General features: G+C 37.0%; 18 protein-coding genes. 7 read left to right on the forward strand and 11 right to left on the reverse strand.

Translation table 11 applies throughout. The annotated features are described in order from the left end of the window. Positions 1-29: 29 nt before the first annotated feature. The 3 genes from R5R67_RS01390 to R5R67_RS01400 form a co-directional block, all read right to left on the reverse strand. Entirely contained in the window at positions 30-338 is a 309-nt protein-coding gene (locus R5R67_RS01390; protein ID WP_000612142.1) for an urease subunit beta, read from the reverse strand. A 12-nt stretch (positions 339-350) separates the two neighbouring features. Further along, positions 351-653, reverse strand: coding sequence for an urease subunit gamma (gene ureA, locus R5R67_RS01395; protein ID WP_000422460.1), 303 nt, complete (start codon positions 651-653; stop codon positions 351-353). Positions 654-754: 101 nt separating this feature from the next. Beyond that, the gene (locus tag R5R67_RS01400) at positions 755-1630 is read right to left on the reverse strand and encodes an urease accessory protein UreD (RefSeq protein ID WP_072689319.1); all 876 of its coding nucleotides are present in this window, start codon (positions 1628-1630) and stop codon (positions 755-757) included. 194 nt (positions 1631-1824) lie between these two features. On the opposite strand from R5R67_RS01400, the gene R5R67_RS01405 reads away from it, so the two are divergent. Then, positions 1825-2148: a hypothetical protein gene (locus R5R67_RS01405; protein ID WP_000688342.1), complete on the forward strand. Its 324-nt coding sequence runs from the start codon at positions 1825-1827 to the stop codon at positions 2146-2148. A 203-nt stretch (positions 2149-2351) separates the two neighbouring features. Next, positions 2352-2831, forward strand: coding sequence for a copper resistance protein NlpE (locus tag R5R67_RS01410; protein ID WP_000749184.1), 480 nt, complete (start codon positions 2352-2354; stop codon positions 2829-2831). 62 nt (positions 2832-2893) lie between these two features. Here R5R67_RS01410 and R5R67_RS01415 read toward each other — a convergent pair whose 3' ends face one another. Then, a complete protein-coding gene (locus tag R5R67_RS01415; protein ID WP_000214787.1) occupies positions 2894-4498 on the reverse strand; it encodes an isocitrate lyase in 1605 nt (534 codons plus the stop codon). A 588-nt stretch (positions 4499-5086) separates the two neighbouring features. On the opposite strand from R5R67_RS01415, the gene R5R67_RS01420 reads away from it, so the two are divergent. The 3 genes from R5R67_RS01420 (at position 5087) to R5R67_RS01430 (ending at position 9416) form a co-directional block, all read left to right on the forward strand. Beyond that, on the forward strand, positions 5087-6076 hold the full coding sequence (locus R5R67_RS01420; protein ID WP_001047619.1) for a LysR family transcriptional regulator: 990 nt from the start codon (positions 5087-5089) through the stop codon (positions 6074-6076). A 123-nt stretch (positions 6077-6199) separates the two neighbouring features. Beyond that, positions 6200-7525 (forward strand): hemolysin family protein, encoded by a 1326-nt coding sequence (locus tag R5R67_RS01425; RefSeq protein ID WP_000051871.1) that lies wholly within the window; start codon positions 6200-6202, stop codon positions 7523-7525. Between the two features lie 553 nt (positions 7526-8078). Next, entirely contained in the window at positions 8079-9416 is a 1338-nt protein-coding gene (locus tag R5R67_RS01430) for a CitMHS family transporter (RefSeq protein ID WP_000956796.1), read from the forward strand. Positions 9417-9470: 54 nt separating this feature from the next. On the opposite strand, the gene R5R67_RS01435 is transcribed toward R5R67_RS01430, so the two are convergent. Continuing rightward, the gene (locus R5R67_RS01435) at positions 9471-9983 is read right to left on the reverse strand and encodes a hypothetical protein (RefSeq protein ID WP_000462909.1); all 513 of its coding nucleotides are present in this window, start codon (positions 9981-9983) and stop codon (positions 9471-9473) included. A 221-nt stretch (positions 9984-10204) separates the two neighbouring features. Here R5R67_RS01435 and R5R67_RS01440 point away from each other — a divergent pair, with 221 nt between their 5' ends. Beyond that, entirely contained in the window at positions 10205-10753 is a 549-nt protein-coding gene (locus R5R67_RS01440; RefSeq protein WP_001092995.1) for a DUF2239 family protein, read from the forward strand. 51 nt (positions 10754-10804) lie between these two features. Here R5R67_RS01440 and cysN read toward each other — a convergent pair whose 3' ends face one another. The 5 genes from cysN to lysS all read right to left on the reverse strand — a co-directional run bounded on the left by cysN (position 10805) and on the right by lysS (position 16899). After that, positions 10805-12418, reverse strand: coding sequence for a sulfate adenylyltransferase subunit CysN (gene cysN / locus R5R67_RS01445; RefSeq protein ID WP_000019501.1), 1614 nt, complete (start codon positions 12416-12418; stop codon positions 10805-10807). A 30-nt stretch (positions 12419-12448) separates the two neighbouring features. After that, positions 12449-13357: a sulfate adenylyltransferase subunit CysD gene (gene cysD, locus R5R67_RS01450; RefSeq protein ID WP_000140408.1), complete on the reverse strand. Its 909-nt coding sequence runs from the start codon at positions 13355-13357 to the stop codon at positions 12449-12451. Next, positions 13350-13481 (reverse strand): hypothetical protein, encoded by a 132-nt coding sequence (locus tag R5R67_RS01455; protein ID WP_002011285.1) that lies wholly within the window; start codon positions 13479-13481, stop codon positions 13350-13352. Before R5R67_RS01455 ends, cysD begins: the two co-directional genes overlap by 8 nt. A gap of 258 nt (positions 13482-13739) precedes the next feature. Further along, positions 13740-15182: a capsule assembly Wzi family protein gene (locus R5R67_RS01460; RefSeq protein WP_000479771.1), complete on the reverse strand. Its 1443-nt coding sequence runs from the start codon at positions 15180-15182 to the stop codon at positions 13740-13742. Positions 15183-15369: 187 nt separating this feature from the next. Beyond that, the gene (lysS, locus tag R5R67_RS01465) at positions 15370-16899 is read right to left on the reverse strand and encodes a lysine--tRNA ligase (protein ID WP_000193744.1); all 1530 of its coding nucleotides are present in this window, start codon (positions 16897-16899) and stop codon (positions 15370-15372) included. Between the two features lie 256 nt (positions 16900-17155). Between lysS and R5R67_RS01470 the strand changes: the two genes are divergently transcribed. Next, a complete protein-coding gene (locus tag R5R67_RS01470; RefSeq protein ID WP_000697203.1) occupies positions 17156-17644 on the forward strand; it encodes a YqiA/YcfP family alpha/beta fold hydrolase in 489 nt (162 codons plus the stop codon). 69 nt (positions 17645-17713) lie between these two features. Here R5R67_RS01470 and R5R67_RS01475 read toward each other — a convergent pair whose 3' ends face one another. Next, the gene (locus tag R5R67_RS01475) at positions 17714-18151 is read right to left on the reverse strand and encodes an SRPBCC family protein (RefSeq protein ID WP_000449051.1); all 438 of its coding nucleotides are present in this window, start codon (positions 18149-18151) and stop codon (positions 17714-17716) included. Positions 18152-18567: the final 416 nt, after the last annotated feature.

Raw genomic sequence — 18567 nt, forward strand, 5'->3', positions numbered from 1 at the left:
TACTCATCTTTTCATTATTGTTGTTATCTTTAATCCAGCTTGCCCATTACCCGACCAGCAAAACCATATACTTCTCGCTTACCAGCTAAAGCAACAAGCTCTACTTCTCGACTTTGTCCTGGTTCAAAACGTATTGCTGTGCCTGCTGCAATATTTAACCGAAAACCTTTGACTGCCTCACGATCAAACTGTAAGGCATCGTTTGCTTCATAAAAATGAAAATGCGAACCGACCTGAATAGGCCTGTCGCCAAGATTAGCCACCACAACTTTCAAAGTTTCTCGTCCAACATTTAATTCAATGTCAGTTTCTGGAGTAATAACTTCACCGGGAATCATAAGTATTCCTTTTTATACAATGGGCTGATGAACAGTGACTAATTTCGAACCATCAGGAAAAGTTGCTTCAACCTGCACCTCAGCAATCATTTCCGGTACCCCATCCATGACATCTTCACGCTTTAATAAAGTCGTTCCAAAGTGCATAAGTTCACTCACCGTCATACCATCCCGTGCACCTTCAAGTAAGGCTGCGGAAATAAATGCAACAGCTTCCGGATAGTTCAACTTTAAGCCTCGTGCTTTACGACGCTCAGCCACTAAGCCTGCAGTAAAAATGAGTAACTTATCTTTTTCTGTTGGATTGAGTTCCATATCTCTTTCCCAAATAGCATCTAATTTTCTTTAAGCAAAATGCGTGCTCAAAAGCAGCATACCGGTTTTAATCGTTTTTAAAATACGCAATTTAACGTAACTTAAGTTTTCCAAATTCTTGGAAATTCTTCATCTAAATCAAACCAATAACGTCTTAATTTAGCGCGTATAGCTGCGAAAGCGTCATGACATCGTCGTACATCATTTCCTAAAAAACGCGCACACAGTACATCTTCTAATAAGGTCAACGTCACGGGAACATCCATACGCATAATGAGTTCACGGATGAGTTCAATATGTTGCTCTAAATAAAATGAAGAACGGAATTTTTCAGGGGGCACGGCCCAAAAACTGGCCATCACCGCCTGATTATTCATTCCTAAACACGAGCTTAACCAGCGATCGCCTCCCTCAAAATATAAAGTATCGGCAACTAATAACTTGTTTTTGCGCCATAATTTAAACTGGTTGTGATAGCTTCCCTGAACAAAATTCTCAGCCCGAGCCTGCCGCCCCAAGACCAACATATCCCATCCAATAAAACTTGCTGTTTGTTCAAGATGGATATCTGTTTCAGAGTGGGCTAAAGCACCGTCAAAAAGCATTGTTTCTTGCGGCATCCACTCTAAAATAGAATCATCTTTTACATTCAAATAAATATGCTGGAAAGCCTGTTTTCCATTTGTTCTATACCACTTACCCGCTCCCGGTGTGGTAATTACAGCATGCGCCTGCCCTTCTGTTTCAATTTGAAAAGTAAGATGATCACCGCCTGCAATTCCAGCCGGTGGATGAACAATAATGGCATGACAAACCCCAGTTTTTTCGGGCCAGAGCATTTTTTGCACCCTAACGGGGCCATAATGCTTTCTGCGATTCATTATGGTGCGCGAGTTTTCATAACAAAACCCCAGTTCTAACCGGGCATACCAAAATGGTGCTAAAGAAGTCTGAAAAGTTTGTTGAATTCGATTCATTTTGGCTCATTTTTGATAATGGCTTTTTTGATAAGCAAAATATGCACCAAAAGCAAAAAGTGGTTATTACAAACTTAGAAACAATTTTTTTATTTTAATGAGTCAAAAAATCATCAATGTCTAACATAAAACCACAGTAAAGCATGGAATTATTTATACAATAGCGCCCATCCTCGCTCTTATAAATTTTTCCCATGAAAATCTTTTTCGTGTTAGTACCGTTTGTATTTTTAACTGGGTGTATCTTTGGCCAATCAAGTGAGGTCAAACGTGCAGAAAAACTTTTAAGTAACTTTCAATGTAAAAATATTGAAACAAGTGAAATTTCTACAAGTTCAATCAACTCTTATTACCAGCAATCTTTAGCTGTGAGTAAGGAAAAAGCGACCTCTTATGTAGAAAGCTATAAAAATGGTGAAGAATTATTCGCGATGCCCTTAGATGAAGTCGTAGAACAGCAATATCAACTTTATAAAGCAGCGTGCGATTCCTTAGGTGGGGTTTCTGCCCAACCATAAATTTTTAAAAGTATCCACTAAATCACTTTAGTGGATACTTTTAATTCTCAACTAAAATATAAAAAAACATAGCCCCAATCTGTGCAATTTTTACTCACTTTACCTTTTGTTAAAATTAAGCTACATACTAGAGCTTTTATTTTCGATTCTTTTTTCCTAGCCTGTCAGTACTTTATATTTATTTTTTTGAGGTTTTATTCATTATGAAAAAATCATTATTAGCAATTGCACTTATGAGTACTCTTCTTGTCGCATGTAATAAACATGAAAATAAAACAGAAACAACCTCTGATACATCTACTCCTGTACAAACTGCTCAATCAAATAATAATGAAGCGGTAGATACAGCACATACAGCCGAGAATTCTTTAGATTGGGATGGTAAATATAAAGGTACGCTTCCTTGCGCAGACTGTGAAGGCATCAAAACTGAATTAGAATTAAAAGATGATAAAACTTATGAGCTAACAGAAACCTATCTTGGTAAAGGTGATGCAAACCCATTTGAAACCCATGGTAAGTTTACTTTCGATAAAGACAATACTTCTGTTATTACCTTAGATGATAAAGCTCAAAACCGTAAATTCTTTATTGGTGAAAATACCGCGACCGCTTTAGATATGGAAGGTAAAAAAGTTGAAGGTTCTTTAGCTGAACATTATGTTTTGAAAAAAGAAGATTAATCTATTTTTCAATATAAATAAAAAACCCGCTCAAATGAGCGGGTTTTTTATGAAGTCAATTCTTAGTGAGCTGAGAATTGGTTCATTGTGTTTTTAGCATCGTCACCAGCTTTAAGTGCATTTTCACCAGCGAAGATTTCTTTGTGGTCATCACCGATGTCAGAACCAGCCATTGCTTGGTGTTTCACACATGCGATACCGCCACGGATTTCTTTACGTTGTACGCCAGCAACATAAGCTAACATACCTTGGTCACCGAAGTAACCTTGTGCTAATTCATGAGTAGAAAGAGCAGCAGTGTGGTATGTAGGAAGTGTGATCAAGTGATGGAACACACCAGCTTCACGCGCAGCATCTGCTTGGAAAGTACGGATTTTTTCATCAGCTTCAGCAGCTAATTCAGTATTGTCGTACTCAGCGCTCATTAATTTAGCACGGTCGTAAGCAGATACATCTTTACCTTCTGCAACCCAACGATCGTACGCTTGTTGACGGAAGTTTAAAGTCCAGTTGAATGATGGGCTGTTGTTATAAACAAGCTTCGCATTCGGAACTACTTCTTTTACACGGTTAACCATGTGTGCAATTTCTTGTACGTTTGGAGTCGGAGTTTCGATCCAAAGTAAGTCAGCACCGTTTTGAAGGCTAGTGATACAGTCAAGTACAACACGGTCAATCTGAGTGCCTTCACGGAATTGGTATAGACCAGAAGCTAAACGAGTTGGACGATGTAATTTACCATCACGTTTAATTAAGATCTCATCTTCTTGAGCTTCTGAGATATCAATTTCTTGAGTATCTAAGTAGCTAATATATTTAGATGCGATATCACCTGGCTCTTTAACTACAGGGATCTTCTGAGTTAAGTCAGCGCCTTCAGAGTCAGTACGAGCAACGATAACACCGTCTTCAACACCCATTTCTAAGAATGCATAACGAAGTGCATGGATCTTAGCGATGAAGTCTTCGTGTGGAACAGTTACTTTACCAGCTTGGTGACCACATTGTTTTGCATCAGATACTTGGTTTTCAATTTGAAGCGCACAAGCACCAGCTTCGATCATTTTCTTAGCAAGTAAGTAAGTTGCTTCTTCGTTACCGAAACCAGCATCGATGTCTGCAATAATTGGCACAACATGAGTTTCGAAGTTGTCAATTTGAGCTGTGATTTCAGCTACTTTCGCAGAGTCACCAGCTTCTTTTGCTTTATTTAAAGCACGGAACAAGTCATTTAATTCTTTTGCATCAGCTTGACGTAAGAAAGTGTAGATTTCTTCGATCAAAGCAGGCACTGAAGTTTTCTCGTGCATAGATTGGTCAGGAAGCGGACCAAATTCTGAACGAAGAGCAGCAACCATCCAACCAGAAAGGTAGATATAACGTTTGCTTGTCGTACCGAAATACTTTTTGTTAGCAATCATTTTTTGTTGAGCGATGAAACCATGCCAGCAACCTAATGATTGAGTATATTTGCTTGAATCAGCATCGTATTCAGCCATATCACGACGCATAATCGCAGCTGTATACTTAGCAATATCTAAACCTGTTTTGAAACGGTTTTGAAGTTGCATACGAGCAGCATCTTCTGGGCTAATGTCTGCCCAAGTGTTGCCGAATTTTGCTTTTAATTCACGTACTGCATCAATCGCTGTTTGATATGTAGTCATGATATTGTCCTGTATTCATTTTAGGATTTCATCGATCGAAGCCTAGAGTCATGTTATGAAAATTCCCTATGACACCAGCTGCTTCTTCATGTACACAGCTTAGACTTAGCCAATCAATTAATCCAATATCCTTCGTTAATCTTCAGTATTTATTTAAAAAATATACCAATAAATCGATATTATAAGTAAAACTAAAAAACATAACACTTTGTTTATAAAAACAAAATAATCCTAAAGGAGTATAGAATTTTGATTAAAAAACACTCCAAGCTTTATTTTTATACAGTTTTTGAAAATTTTCCATTCATTTTTAATATAAAAAGTCAATTGTAAATTAGGCGAATTTTGCCAATGCAAAATGTCAATCAGTATGCTAGAACAGTACTAAATATTAAGAAAATATTTTTGTTCAATAATTATAAAAATAAAAATAGATCAACGATAATAGAATCCAGCATTTGAGATACTTTTTGCCCATACTTAATTTCAACAAAAAATGTCGCTTTTCTCATCATTTTTTCACACAATGTTCTTTAAATATGGCATAATTTGAAACAATTTTAGGGTTTTATTTTCGGTATTTTTTTTATGAATCTGGAGCGGGTAGATCTTAATCTATTAATATATCTTGATGTTCTTCTTCGTGAAAAAAACGTTACTCGCGCAGCCGAACAGCTTGGTGTTACTCAGCCTGCCATGAGTAATATTTTACGCCGCTTGCGTAATTTATTTAATGACCCTCTCCTGATCCGCTCATCTGAAGGGATGACACCGACAGAACGTGCACTTGAATTACAACCACGTATTCGTGATGCTCTTTCTGACCTTTCCATGATTTTGGAACCGCGTACCGAATTCCGCCCTTATACCAGTAATCGCGTTTTCCGTATTATGACTTCTGACTATGCAGAAGCCACCCTAGTCCCTCGTCTTGTTAAAGCCCTCCGCTCAGAAGCACCAAACGTTGTACTCGATTTTCTTACTCCAAGTGATGTGTCATATAGAGACATGGAACAGGGTAAGGTTGATTTAGCCATTAACCGCTTCAATGAAATCCCGCAAAGCTTCCACCAAGTTTTGGTTTGGCGTGATAGCTTTAGCTGTATTTTAAATGACAAACACCCCGCTGTGACTCATTTAAATCTAAAAAGCTATTTAGATGCTCAACATATTTGGGTATCTAAAACAGGTATGGGTGTTGGCTTTGGGGTAAACCCAGATAAACAAGGTGGCTTGGGCTGGATTGATCAAGCATTAGAACGTATTGGTCAACGCCGCAAAATTTCTGTATTTACGCGTCACTATCAGATGCCGGCATTACTTGCTCAAAATGTTGACTTGATCGCTACTCTTCCAACTCGGATGGCGCGTTTACAAGCACAAAATCCAAAATTAGTTATTAAAGATCCACCGTTTTACATTCCTGAGTTTGAACTTAAAATGGCTTGGTGTCCATTATTGCACCATCACCCAGCTCATCGCTGGTTACGCCAACTCATTCTATTTGTTGCTCGCCAAATGATCGAAGAGGAAAATCGTGAATTCCTAACCAATAATTCACAATTTTCCCACTATTAAATAAGTTTTAATTTAATTGTCTCTTTCAAACATTATCTTTAAGCGCTGAGCAATCAATCTGATTACCTCAGCGCTTTTTTGTGTTAAAACATAGTCATAATAATGATGATCCTCGGGTGATTTGTGAGTCTCTTTCAAAATATCATTATCATCGTACTGCTCATCATCGCAGCAGGCTTTTTATCTTTAACTGAAATTGCTCTAGCTGGTGCCAGAAAAGTAAAGTTAAAGATTTTAGCCGAAGCTGGCGAAGAACGTGCTCAAAAAGTACTTGATTTACAAGAACAATCTGCAGACTTTTTTGCAGCGTCCCAAATCGGCTTAAATGCTGTTGCAATCTTAGGCGGTATATTGGGTGAAGCTGCGTTTCGTCCTTTTTTTGTGAACTTAGTTGACCGTTTCTATGAAGGACCTTGGACGCAAACTATTGGATTCGCCCTATCTTTCACATTGGTAACTTCTTTGTTTATTTTATTCGCCGATTTAATGCCAAAGCGCTTGGCAATGATCGCACCTGAAAAAATTGCAATTAGTGTAATTAACCCTATTCAGATTTTTATCAAAATCTGTAAGCCTCTAGCATGGGGAATTAATGCAATTGCCAATTTGCTATTCCGCTTGTTTAAAGTAAATACCACACGCGAAGACAATATTACTTTTGATGATATTTCGGCAGTGATGGATGCAGGTGCTCAAGCAGGTGTACTACAAAAACAAGAACATCACTTTATTGAAAACGTATTTGAGCTTGAAGAACGTACCGTTCCATCAAGTATGACAACGCGTGAAAATGTTGTTTATTTTACGCTTAATGAACATGAAGATAGCATTCGCCAAAAATTGGCAGAATATCCTTATTCCAAATTTCTGGTTTGTAATGAAAATATTGATCAAGTGATTGGCTATGTAGATGCGAAGGATATTCTTGTACGTATTTTAAACAACCAATCTTTAACCCAGCTCAATGAATCGACTATTCGTACGGTTCTAATGATACCTGATACTTTAACACTATCAGAATTACTCGATCGCTTCCGCTCAACAAAAGAAAAGTTTGCTGTTGTAATTAATGAGTATGCGCTTGTCGTTGGGGTAATTACGCTAAGCGATATCATGATTACTGTTATGGGGGATTGGGTTACCCCTATGGAAGAAGAACAGCAAATTATTAAACGTGATAATAATTCTTGGCTGATTGATGGTAGTACACCTATTGAAGATCTTAAGCACGCGCTTGAAATGGATGAACTACCTGATGAAGAGAATTATGAAACATTAGCTGGTTTCATGATGTACCGTTTACGCAAAATTCCTCGTCCAGCCGACTTTGTTGAATTTGGTGGTTATAAATTTGAAGTTGTTGACGTAGACCATTTTAAAATTGATCAGCTATTAGTAACACGTGTATTAGAAAAAAATGATTTACCATCTCCACCTGATGAAAATTGATTTATTTTGGTGCAAAATATCCTGCAAATGCAGGATATTTTTTCGATAAATAATTTATTCCTTTTAAGATAATTATTATTTTTAAATAATTTTATATTAAAAGTTAAATTAATTATCCTAATCACAATTTCAAATATATAAATTAACTCATTCATTAAAATAAAAAAATTAAATTGAATTAAAATAAAATTTTGCACATAAAAGATTTACAGATTCACTTTCGTTATGTAACTTAGGGAGTAGAAGCTTTGTAAATGGGTATACTTCTCATTTCAGTATTCAAACAGAATATAATTTTTAAAAATACATGATAATTTCAAACATGATAAAGGTTTTATAAGTATATATAATAAGCACTATACATTATAAATAGACTATACCATTATTATATATGTTCAGTATTTCTTCAAAATATACCTTTCCAAGTGAATATATATTAACCAAATAAACTAAATATATTATTTGTCTTTTTAATAAAAATTCATAAGAATAATCGAGGTCAGAGTTTTTGAATAAACTTGTTCAGTAAAACTAAAGGCAAAGGATTGATTGTATGCTGACATTACTTGGTGTTGGCATGATTTTATGCTTCATGTATTTAATCATGTCCAAACGTTTAAGCCCTATTATTGCTTTAATTCTCATCCCATTTATTTTTTCTCTTATTGCTTGGGGCCTTGGTCACTACTTTGAAAGCTTGAGCCATATCGAGCTTAAAGGTCTCAGTGAAATGATGCTAGATGGCATCAAAAAACTTGCGCCTACTGGCGTAATGCTATTATTTGCAATTTTATATTTTGCCTTAATGATCGATGCAGGTCTTTTCGATCCTCCGGTTAAATGGATTTTGAAAAAAGTTAAAGGTGATCCCCTAAAAATTACATTAGGGACTGTTTTTTTAACTACATTAGTCTCTCTTGATGGCGATGGCTCAACCACTTACATGATTTGCGTGGCAGCCATGCTCCCTCTTTATCAACGCCTCGGTATGAATACACTGATCATGACAGCACTTATGTTGTTATGTAGTGGTGTAATGAACCTGACCCCATGGGGTGGCCCTACTGCCCGTGCAGCAAGTGCACTCCAAGTTGACCCAAGCCATATCTTTGTACCAATGATTCTTCCAATGGTGATTAGTATTGGCTGGTTATTCTTCTTGGCATATTTATATGGTCGCTATGAGCAAAAACGTTTAGGCGTGATTGAGCTTGAAAGTCACCATGGTGATAACATTACAGTTTCAAAAGATCCAGAAGCAACTCGTCCACATTTACGTAAAGTAAATATGGTACTCACCATTCTTCTTATGATTGCATTGATCAAAGGTATTTTACCGATGTCAGTGTTATTCATGCTGGCGTTCTGTATTGCAATGCTCATCAACTATCCTGATGTTGATATGCAGAAAAAACGTATCGCTATGCACGCAGACAGTATCTTGGCTGTTGTAGGTTTAATTTTTGCGGCAGGTATTTTTACAGGTATCTTATCTGGCACAGGCATGGTTGAAGCAATGTCTAAAGAATTTGTCGCAATGATTCCTGCAAGTATGGGCCCATATCTCGCACCGATTACAGCTTTCGTAAGCATGCCATTGACCTTTTTTATGTCAAATGATGCATTCTTCTATGGTGTATTACCTATTCTTGCTGAAGCTGCTTCACATTATGGTATTAGCCCAGAAGCGATTGCACGTGCTTCTATTGTAGGCCAACCTGTACACTTATTATCACCACTTGTTCCATCAACTTACTTGTTATGCGGCCTTGCTAAAGTCGACTTTGCAGACCATCAAAAGTTCACTTTTAAGTGGGCATTTATCACTTGTATGGTATTGATGGGTACAGCTTTAGTGATTGGTGTTTTCCCACTTTTTAGTACGATGTAATTCTGCTCTACTATAAAAATAAAAGCCCCTATCGGGGCTTTTATTTTTTATTTTTTATTTATTTACATACTCAATCATGGCATCTAAGAACGCATGAAAGTGCAAGCTAATATCTTCTTGTAAAATTTTATAGGCATTATCAAATTGCACCATTGGAAAGCCTTCTTTCCAAAATGGGAAAATATTATGCAAGTCATGAGTAACTATTGCATCTTCTCGGACAATTGCTTGTGAAATTTGTGCCAAAACTTGCGCTGTCTCTGCACCATCAATAGCAAGATAATCAATACCACGCGCTTTTAAAATACGAATTCGATCTTTTTTATAGCGAATTTTTTTAGCTTGAGCTGTATTTAAACCTAGTGCAAGAGTAACTGCCTCTACAAACTTCTCTTCAAAATTTGTATTTAGTGCCACCAAAGCCAGCTTATGCGCTTCCTGACGTCCTGCTTTTCCCCCGTTACGGATGATCTCATTTGCTTCCGTATCTAGCTTATCTTTTTTCATCGACTGTAAAATGTCTAAAATTTCGATATCGCTTAAAGATTCAGGAGATTGCTCAAACATAGGAGTCTCTATACATACAACTAAAGGCGTATTCTCTCATAAAAGCGATACTAAAGCAGAGTAAAATTTTAAATAGCCTATTATCTTGACTATTTTATAGTCCTAATCTCAGAGACTGCACTCATAAAATCAGTTAATTCTTTGGTTATGATTTTTACCATTTGCCAAATTATTTTTACCCTGATAATATTATTTTACCCAGATAAAAATATGCGACTAAAATGAATACTAAAATCACCTATACTGCTTTCACTGGAAGCACGCTTATTGCGAGTGACTCCCTTGTTGAACTTGCAAAGCAACTAAAAACTCTTCCTAAAACAACAGAAAATATTCTGATTTTTAATGATCAAACAGGTCAACAAATTGATCTTGATCTTTCTGGTTCGGAACAAGAACTTCAACAACGTTATGCTGAACCGGAAGAAATTAAAAAAGTTGGACGACCTAAACTTGGAGTAATTTCACGTGAAATCACTTTACAGAAAAAACATTGGGATTGGTTAGATCAACAAAGTGCAAGTGCATCAGCAGTGATTCGCAAGTTAATTGATAAAGAGTTAAATAACCCACATTCTGAAGGCAATATTATGCTAGCCAAACAAGCCATCGACCGCTTTATGTCTGCTATGTTAGGCAATATGCCAAATTACGAGGAAGCAACACGCGCCTTATATCAAGGTGATCGAGATATATTTTTAAAAATGATTCAGAGCTACCCTAAAGATTTAAGAGAATATTTAACTTTAAAAGCTCAAAATGTTTTCTAAACTTAATAAAAAACCCGCTTACGCGGGTTTTTAGAACTTATTTTCAATCTATTAAAGACGAACTAATTCCACAATTTTCTCTACTGCTTCTTCTACCGTTTCAGCAGTTATCTCGGTATCTGTACCATCCACAGCGGTTGTGATAATAATAACACCCGTCTCACGTAATAGAACCAATTGCTCAGCTGTTAAGCTTGTTTTCGCGATCGCAACTACACCTTGCTGAATCAGCAAACTTTCTAAAGCTTGAGCTTTTTCAATTAACTGTGCAGAAACACCAATAACAGCAGGTTTTTGACCTAAACGAGCAGCACGATCTTCAGCAGTAACAGGATTACTATGAGCAGTCCACTCTACCGCGGCTTCTACCATGCCCGCGCCAACAGTTACGTTACTTAAACGGTCAATAAAAATAAATGAACCTGTGTAACGTGAATCTTGATAACGGTCAAACACGACTGGAGCATCAAACTCAACGACAACATCTGCAATCGCATTTAACTCAAGCTCTTCTACTTGAGTGTGTTCGAGCGTATTCACATTTACACGGTAGTTAATATTAGTCACTTTTGCTGGAACAGTTTGTGTACCAATCTTAATATTGTACAACTTACCTTTTACAAGTGGGTGTTCATTCATCCATACCACTGAAGCACGAACACTTCTTGAAATTAATGGTTGCTCGCCTGCGCGTACTAAGACATTACCGCGACTAATATCAATTTCATCATTTAACGTTAAGGTGACTGCCTGACCCGCAACTGCCTGCTCAAGATTACCGTCAAAAGTAACAATTTCCTTAACTGTAGAACGCTTACCAGAAGGCAACGCCACAATCTCGTCACCAACTTTAATTTCACCTAATGCAACTGTACCCGCAAAGCCACGGAAGTCGAGATTTGGACGGTTTACATATTGAACAGGGAAACGGAATTCATGTTTACTTGACTCGCGGTTGATTTCCACAGACTCAAGAATACTCATTAAGGTTTGCCCCTTGTACCAAGGAGTATGAGCTGATGGATTTACAACGTTATCACCATTTAAAGCAGAAATTGGAACAAATAAAATATTGGCTGGACGGCGATCACCCAATTGGCTCACGAACGCATCATATTCAACCTGAATTTCATTAAAACGTTCAGATGAATATTCAACCAAGTCCATTTTATTAATGGCAACAACAATATTTTTAATTCCAAGCAAACTCGCAATAAACGTATGACGACGAGTTTGAGTTTGTACCCCATAGCGCGCATCGATCAGGATGATTGCAAGATCAGCAGTCGATGCACCTGTTGCCATGTTACGAGTATATTGTTCATGGCCCGGTGTATCAGCAATAATAAATTTACGCTTTTCAGTCGAAAAATAGCGATAAGCAACATCAATGGTAATACCCTGCTCACGCTCAGCCTGCAAACCATCTACAAGTAGTGCTAAGTCTGGTGCATCACCTGTTGTGCCCACTTTCTTACTGTCACGTGTTACAGCTTGCAATTGATCTTCATAAATCAATTTTGAATCGTAAAGTAAACGACCAATTAAGGTACTTTTACCATCATCTACGTTACCGCAAGTCAAAAAGCGCAAAAGGTCTTTTTGTTCATGTTGTTTTAAATACGCCAGAATGTCTTGGCTGATTAAGTCTGATTGATGAGACATTGCTCAAACTCCACAAATTTAGAAACTGTCTTAGAAATAGCCTTCTTGCTTTTTCTTTTCCATTGAGCCTGCTTCATCATGGTCAATCATACGACCTTGACGCTCAGAACTTGTTGCCAACAACATTTCCTGAATAATTTCTGGCAATGTATCAGCTTCAGACTCAACTGCACCTGTTAATGGATAACAGCCAAGCGTACGGAAACGTACAGACTTCATTTGTGGAACTTCACCCTCTTTTAAGCGCATACGTTCATCATCAACCATGATTAGCGTACCACTACGCTCAACCACAGGACGAACAGCAGAGAAATAAAGAGGAACAATTTGAATATTTTCTAAATAGATATATTGCCAGATATCCAACTCTGTCCAGTTTGATAACGGGAATACACGAATACTTTCGCCTTTGTTCACTTTACCGTTGTAAAGATTCCAAAGTTCAGGACGTTGGTTTTTAGGGTCCCAACGATGTTTACTATCACGGAATGAATACACACGCTCTTTCGCACGTGATTTTTCTTCGTCACGGCGCGCCCCACCAAAAGCAGCATCGAACTGATATTTATCCAAAGCCTGTTTTAAAGCTTGGGTTTTCATAATATCCGTATATTTCGAACTGCCATGATCAAATGGGTTGATTCCTGCTTCACGGCCTTCTTTATTCTGATGAACAATTAAATCAAAACCATGAGTTTTTGCCATGTTATCGCGAAACGCGATCATGTCTTTAAACTTCCAGCCCGTATCTACATGTAATAAAGGGAAAGGAAGTTTTGCAGGATAAAATGCCTTCAATGCAAGATGAAGCATCACAGCCGAGTCTTTACCAATTGAGTAAAGCATGACTGGATTTTCAAATTCTGCGGCTACTTCACGGATAATATGAATACTCTCAGCTTCAAGTTGCTTGAGATGTGTAAGTCTTGATTCAGTCATGAACACGCCCTTCTCTATCCATTTTGCCCATAAAATCTAGAAGCGGTATTACACCACCACTTAGAAGACCATGTGGAGGAACGAGTGCCATAACAACTCCAATTTTTCGTGATAAATAGTCCAACCACAAGCCTTTATATGGCTTATAGCATTAGTTATGCATTATAGTGATTTAAAACCGATTTCTTTTGCTTGTTTTTTCATATTGATATTCAAATTCATCATATACATGTAATATGCTGATTCACTTATACAACTTTGTAATCCTAGCTTGTGTAGTCGACTTAAGCAAATCATGTTCTAGTCTTTAGATTTCTTTAAAAACCATAAAAAAAGAGAAGCCTCTGTAGCCTCTCTTTCTTATTATAAGGTTAACTAAAAATTAGAAACCAAACATTTTACGCTCTAGAGGAATTTCTACTCCAATCGATGCACCCGCATCATTACCTTCCAAGTCAGAATCACTTACCCAACCATTAATTTTTAATGGAAGATCAGGTTTGATGTAATGTGTCCAAGTTAAATCAAGCGCTTTAATTTCATCATCTTTAGGGAATGCTTTATTAATTGCCAAGTTAGATTGGTTAACTTTAACCACCATAGCACGACCGCTTAAACGGTTCATCACGTCAAAGCGGATATCACCACCCACAGAATACATTTGTCCATCGCCACCCATCGCGTGACCTAATGGGAAACCATGTTGGTAATAACCATCTTTATAAACCGAATGCGTATAAGAGATACTCTTTACATCCCCATTAGTACGCGTGTCCGCCCATTCTGCATAAAGTTGATATGGCATATTATTATAGCTAGAAGAATAGTCGACTCCTGCTAAATACATTTTTTTAGAAGGAAGTAGTCCAGCTTCATCTTCACCAACATATTGACCATAAAGACTTACTGGGATATTTAAAAGAGGTTGCAATAATAAACGCCCATCAAATCCAGCCAATTGGTTTGATGGATTTTCAGTATCGCCATAGACATTATCGTTGCCCTTAATAGCATCCCATAAAGAGCTAAAACTTTCCGAACGTCCATCTCCTCCCCACTGAATTGTACGTGAAGCACCTAGTTCTAAATAGGGTAATGGTTGTGCAGTTAAACGTAATCCGATTAATTTAGCATCCTGGACCGCTTTATAATCATCTAATTGACCAGCAAATGCTTGATATTGCCAAGGTCCAATCCAAGATAACCATTTTGTCTCAAAAGCATTTTGTACAGCTCTTTGTGCCGTCACGCCATACACAGGACGACTTGCATCGCCACGGATTAAGCTACCATCATGTCCAGGTCCCCACCATGTTGGAATTTGACCTGCAACGATCCATTGGTTCCAGAGTTTACCAGCGACATATGAACCTTCGACATTAACGTCATGTCCACTATCAATTTGAGGGTCTTTTTCTGCGTTTACACGGATTTTTGCATCCCAATTTTCACCACCAGCATTAAACTCTAATGAACCTTGGTACTGTGATTTTTGGTTATCACCGAATGCTTGAGGAATATTTTTAATATCAGATTCAGCAAAAGCACCCACTTTAACTGTATTGTTATCCGCTTTTAATGCATTAAGTACTGAATTAATAACTTTTTGCTGTGCTGGATGAGTCACTTTAGCTTGAGAGAGCGCTCTTTGAATTTCATCACCACTTAATGGCCAAGTAGAAGTGCTGATGTTAATAACACCTTGTTGATTCAACCAGTTTAAGTCGGTACGTAAATCATCATTATTAAGCACTAAACCTTGTGCAAAAACAGCCGATGAAGCAGTTGCTAATAATGCAATCGAAAGTGTTTTTCTTAAAAACATGTCAGCACAATTCTCAAAGTTATTTATGAGCAACACATTAATTTTTTTATCGCAAATTTGCAATTGTTAAACTGTGCAATTACATTTTTTAACGGTGTTTTAAGTTTTCTATAACTTAAGTATTTTATATATAAATAGTTAATAAAAAAGGCAGTATAAACTGCCTTTTTCTACATTGAAGATTAAATTAACCTTCTTTACGACGCATATGCGGGAATAAAATTACATCACGAATACTTGGTGCGTCTGCAAAAAGCATAACCAAACGGTCAATACCAATACCTTCACCCGCTGTTGGAGGTAAACCATATTCAAGTGCTTCAACAAACTCTGCATCGTAATGCATTGCTTCATCATCACCAGCATCTTTTTCAGCAACTTGCGCTTGGAAACGTTCAGCCTGATCAATCGGATCATTTAACTCGCTAAAGCCGTTTGCCAATTCACGGCCACCAATAAAGAACTCAAAACGATCAGTAATGTGCGGATTATCATCATTACGGCGAGCAAGTGGAGAAGTCTCTGCTGGGTACTCAGTAATAAAAGTAGGCTGACGAAGTTTAGTCTCAACCGTTTCTTCAAATACGATTGTTTGAAGCTTACCTAAACCAAAACCAGGTTTAACTTCTTCTTTTAATTCCTCACGAACAAATTTTGCAAGGAATTCACGATCGCCTACATTTTCAGGCGTGAACTGCGGATTATTCTCCAAAATCGCATCAAACATAGAGATTTTCTTGAATGGCCCTTTAAAGCTGAATACTTCACCTTGGTAAGGCACATCAGTTGTACCTAAAATATCAAGGGCTAACTTTTCAAGCATGTTTTCAGTTAAAGCCATCAAGTCTTTATAATCAGCATATGCCTGATAAAACTCGATCATGGTAAATTCAGGGTTATGACGTGTTGACACCCCTTCATTACGGAAGTTACGGTTAATTTCGAACACACGCTCAAAACCACCCACTACTAAACGCTTTAAATAAAGCTCAGGTGCGATACGCAAGAATAATGGCATATCTAAAGCATTATGATGCGTTTCAAACGGACGTGCAGATGCGCCACCCGGAATCACATGCATCATTGGCGTTTCAACTTCCATGAAACGTTCATTAGTTAAAAATGCGCGAATACCAGCAACGACTTTGGCACGAATTTCAAAAGTCTTACGCGTTTCTTCATTCACAATTAAGTCAAGATAACGCTTACGATATTTAACTTCTGTGTCATTCAAACCATGAAATTTATCCGGCAATGGACGAAGCGATTTTGTAAGAAGTTCAAAACCTTCAAGGTGTACATATAAGTCACCTTTGCCAGAACGACCGATATAACCTTCAGCAGCAATAATATCGCCCAGATCTAAACCTTTAATAGTTTCAAGCGTATCTTTTGGTAAACCTTTACGGTCAACATATAATTGGATACGACCAGTCATGTCTTGAATCACCATGAAAGAACCACGGTTTAACATGACACGGCCAGCAACTTTTACATAAACATGTTCAGCGCTTTCGATTTGTTCTTTAGACTGATCTTTAAATTGTTCTTGTAAGTCAGCAGCGTAATGTTCACGTTTGAATGTATTTGGCCAAGGACTCTTTCCAGTTTCCTTTGCAACATCTTGAATTTGCTTTAATTTGGCATGACGCTGTGCAATTAAATCGTTTTCGGAAATAGTTGGTTCAGAAGTCGATTGAGCGTTTTGTTGCGTCATCTCTGCCTCGGTTAAGTAAAAATGAAGTGGCATAGCTTAACAGATTGCTGAGGTTTTTCGAACGATTTCAATCAAACAAAAACGAAAAAAGTCCAATCCATCAATCTGAGTGGACATTGAATGATAAAAATTACTTAGACCAATCGCTAAGTTCATTTTTTTTAGGTTTGAGTAAAATATAAAAAAATCCAAATAACCTCGATTTGAAAAGGCCCTATTTGCCTTTTATTTTATCTATGAGATTGTGTAGTAAATAATGAAAATTCTATTTTTACATGGCTTGGATTCTTCTCGTGAATCAACAAAATTTCATGCCATTTTACATCCTGAAAAATTTTGTATTGATGTTGATTATCGCAACCTAAGTTATGCCTCAGTTAAAGACTTTTATCATCAAGCGATTGAAACAATTAAACCTGATTTGTTAGTCGGTCATAGCCTCGGCGGTTATTGGGCTTTGAAAACTGCAGCTCAACATAAATTAGCTGTTATTGTTGCCAACCCAAGCCTTACACCTAATTTTCGTAATGATTACCCTCACCTTTGTGACGAAGATCTTGACCACTCTAACCCTAAAATGGCCTATTTAGAGTTAGGAGACGAGCAACTTGATATGTATCAAGTACAGGAAAAGCTGTCACCATATATGACAATAGAAACTTATGACGGAGGCCATCATCGTCTTGCTTATCCTTCTCGTCTTAATGATCTCATTACCAAAATTCATAAAAAATATTTTGCTTGAATTTACGTATGACACATAATTTTCAAAAAACTTATTATGTAAAAAGATAACAAATCGAATTACAGAAACTTATTTTTCAGCCATTTGTTTTACAGCTTCAAAGCCTTGAACGAAGCCACTTTTTAACATACCGATGTACTCAGGTAAGGTGGCTAATTCTACTTTTACCGTTGTAGTACCCCCATTTTGACTTAAAAAATATTTTTCTAGCGAACCACTCCAGCCTTTCACCTCTTCACTTTCTAAGTCTTCTTTCCCGTCTTTAATCATTCCTAAATGTTTAAAAATTAGTACTTCAGGCTTTTTCATTTCTTCAATGGTCGAAACCATTCCATTTCCTTCTCCGTCTAGAAAATATGTTTTACCACCGACTTTCCAATCTGTGCGCATTGAAGAATCTGGAGCAAAGAATTTCGTCCATGCATTATAGGTCTCACTATTCCAGAGTACGTCCCATACTTTTTCTATAGGGGCATTAATTTCTACTTCATATATTAGAGTTTCCATATTCGAATTCCTTTTTCTCCGTTAATTAAATGTTCAATAAACTTTTCTGTTTTATATAAGCATTAATTTATTTGTCCATTTATTAACCAGATTACTTTTTTAAGAACTTTATTTATATAAATGCTTTGCTCTTTTTGTAACCCTTCATATCACTCACCGTCTCCTTGCATGAATAAACTCTTAAAAACATATGATTTATTATGTGTTTATGTTGAATTTTTGCCTAAATAACCATTTATTTGTCTCGATATGCCATTCATCTTTGCTTATGAATGATTAAACTCCCTTATATGCTTTACTTTAAATGTAGAACTGCGTAAAAATTTGATATCCGATCAAAGCGACATTAGTTATTATTGAGCGGATCGTAGTTACATTATTAATAGATGGAATAGTTTTACTGAAAGGCAGCTTTG

It is taken from the genome of Acinetobacter sp. OYA S30 (assembly GCF_033599315.1).
GTDB lineage: Bacteria > Pseudomonadota > Gammaproteobacteria > Pseudomonadales > Moraxellaceae > Acinetobacter > Acinetobacter baumannii.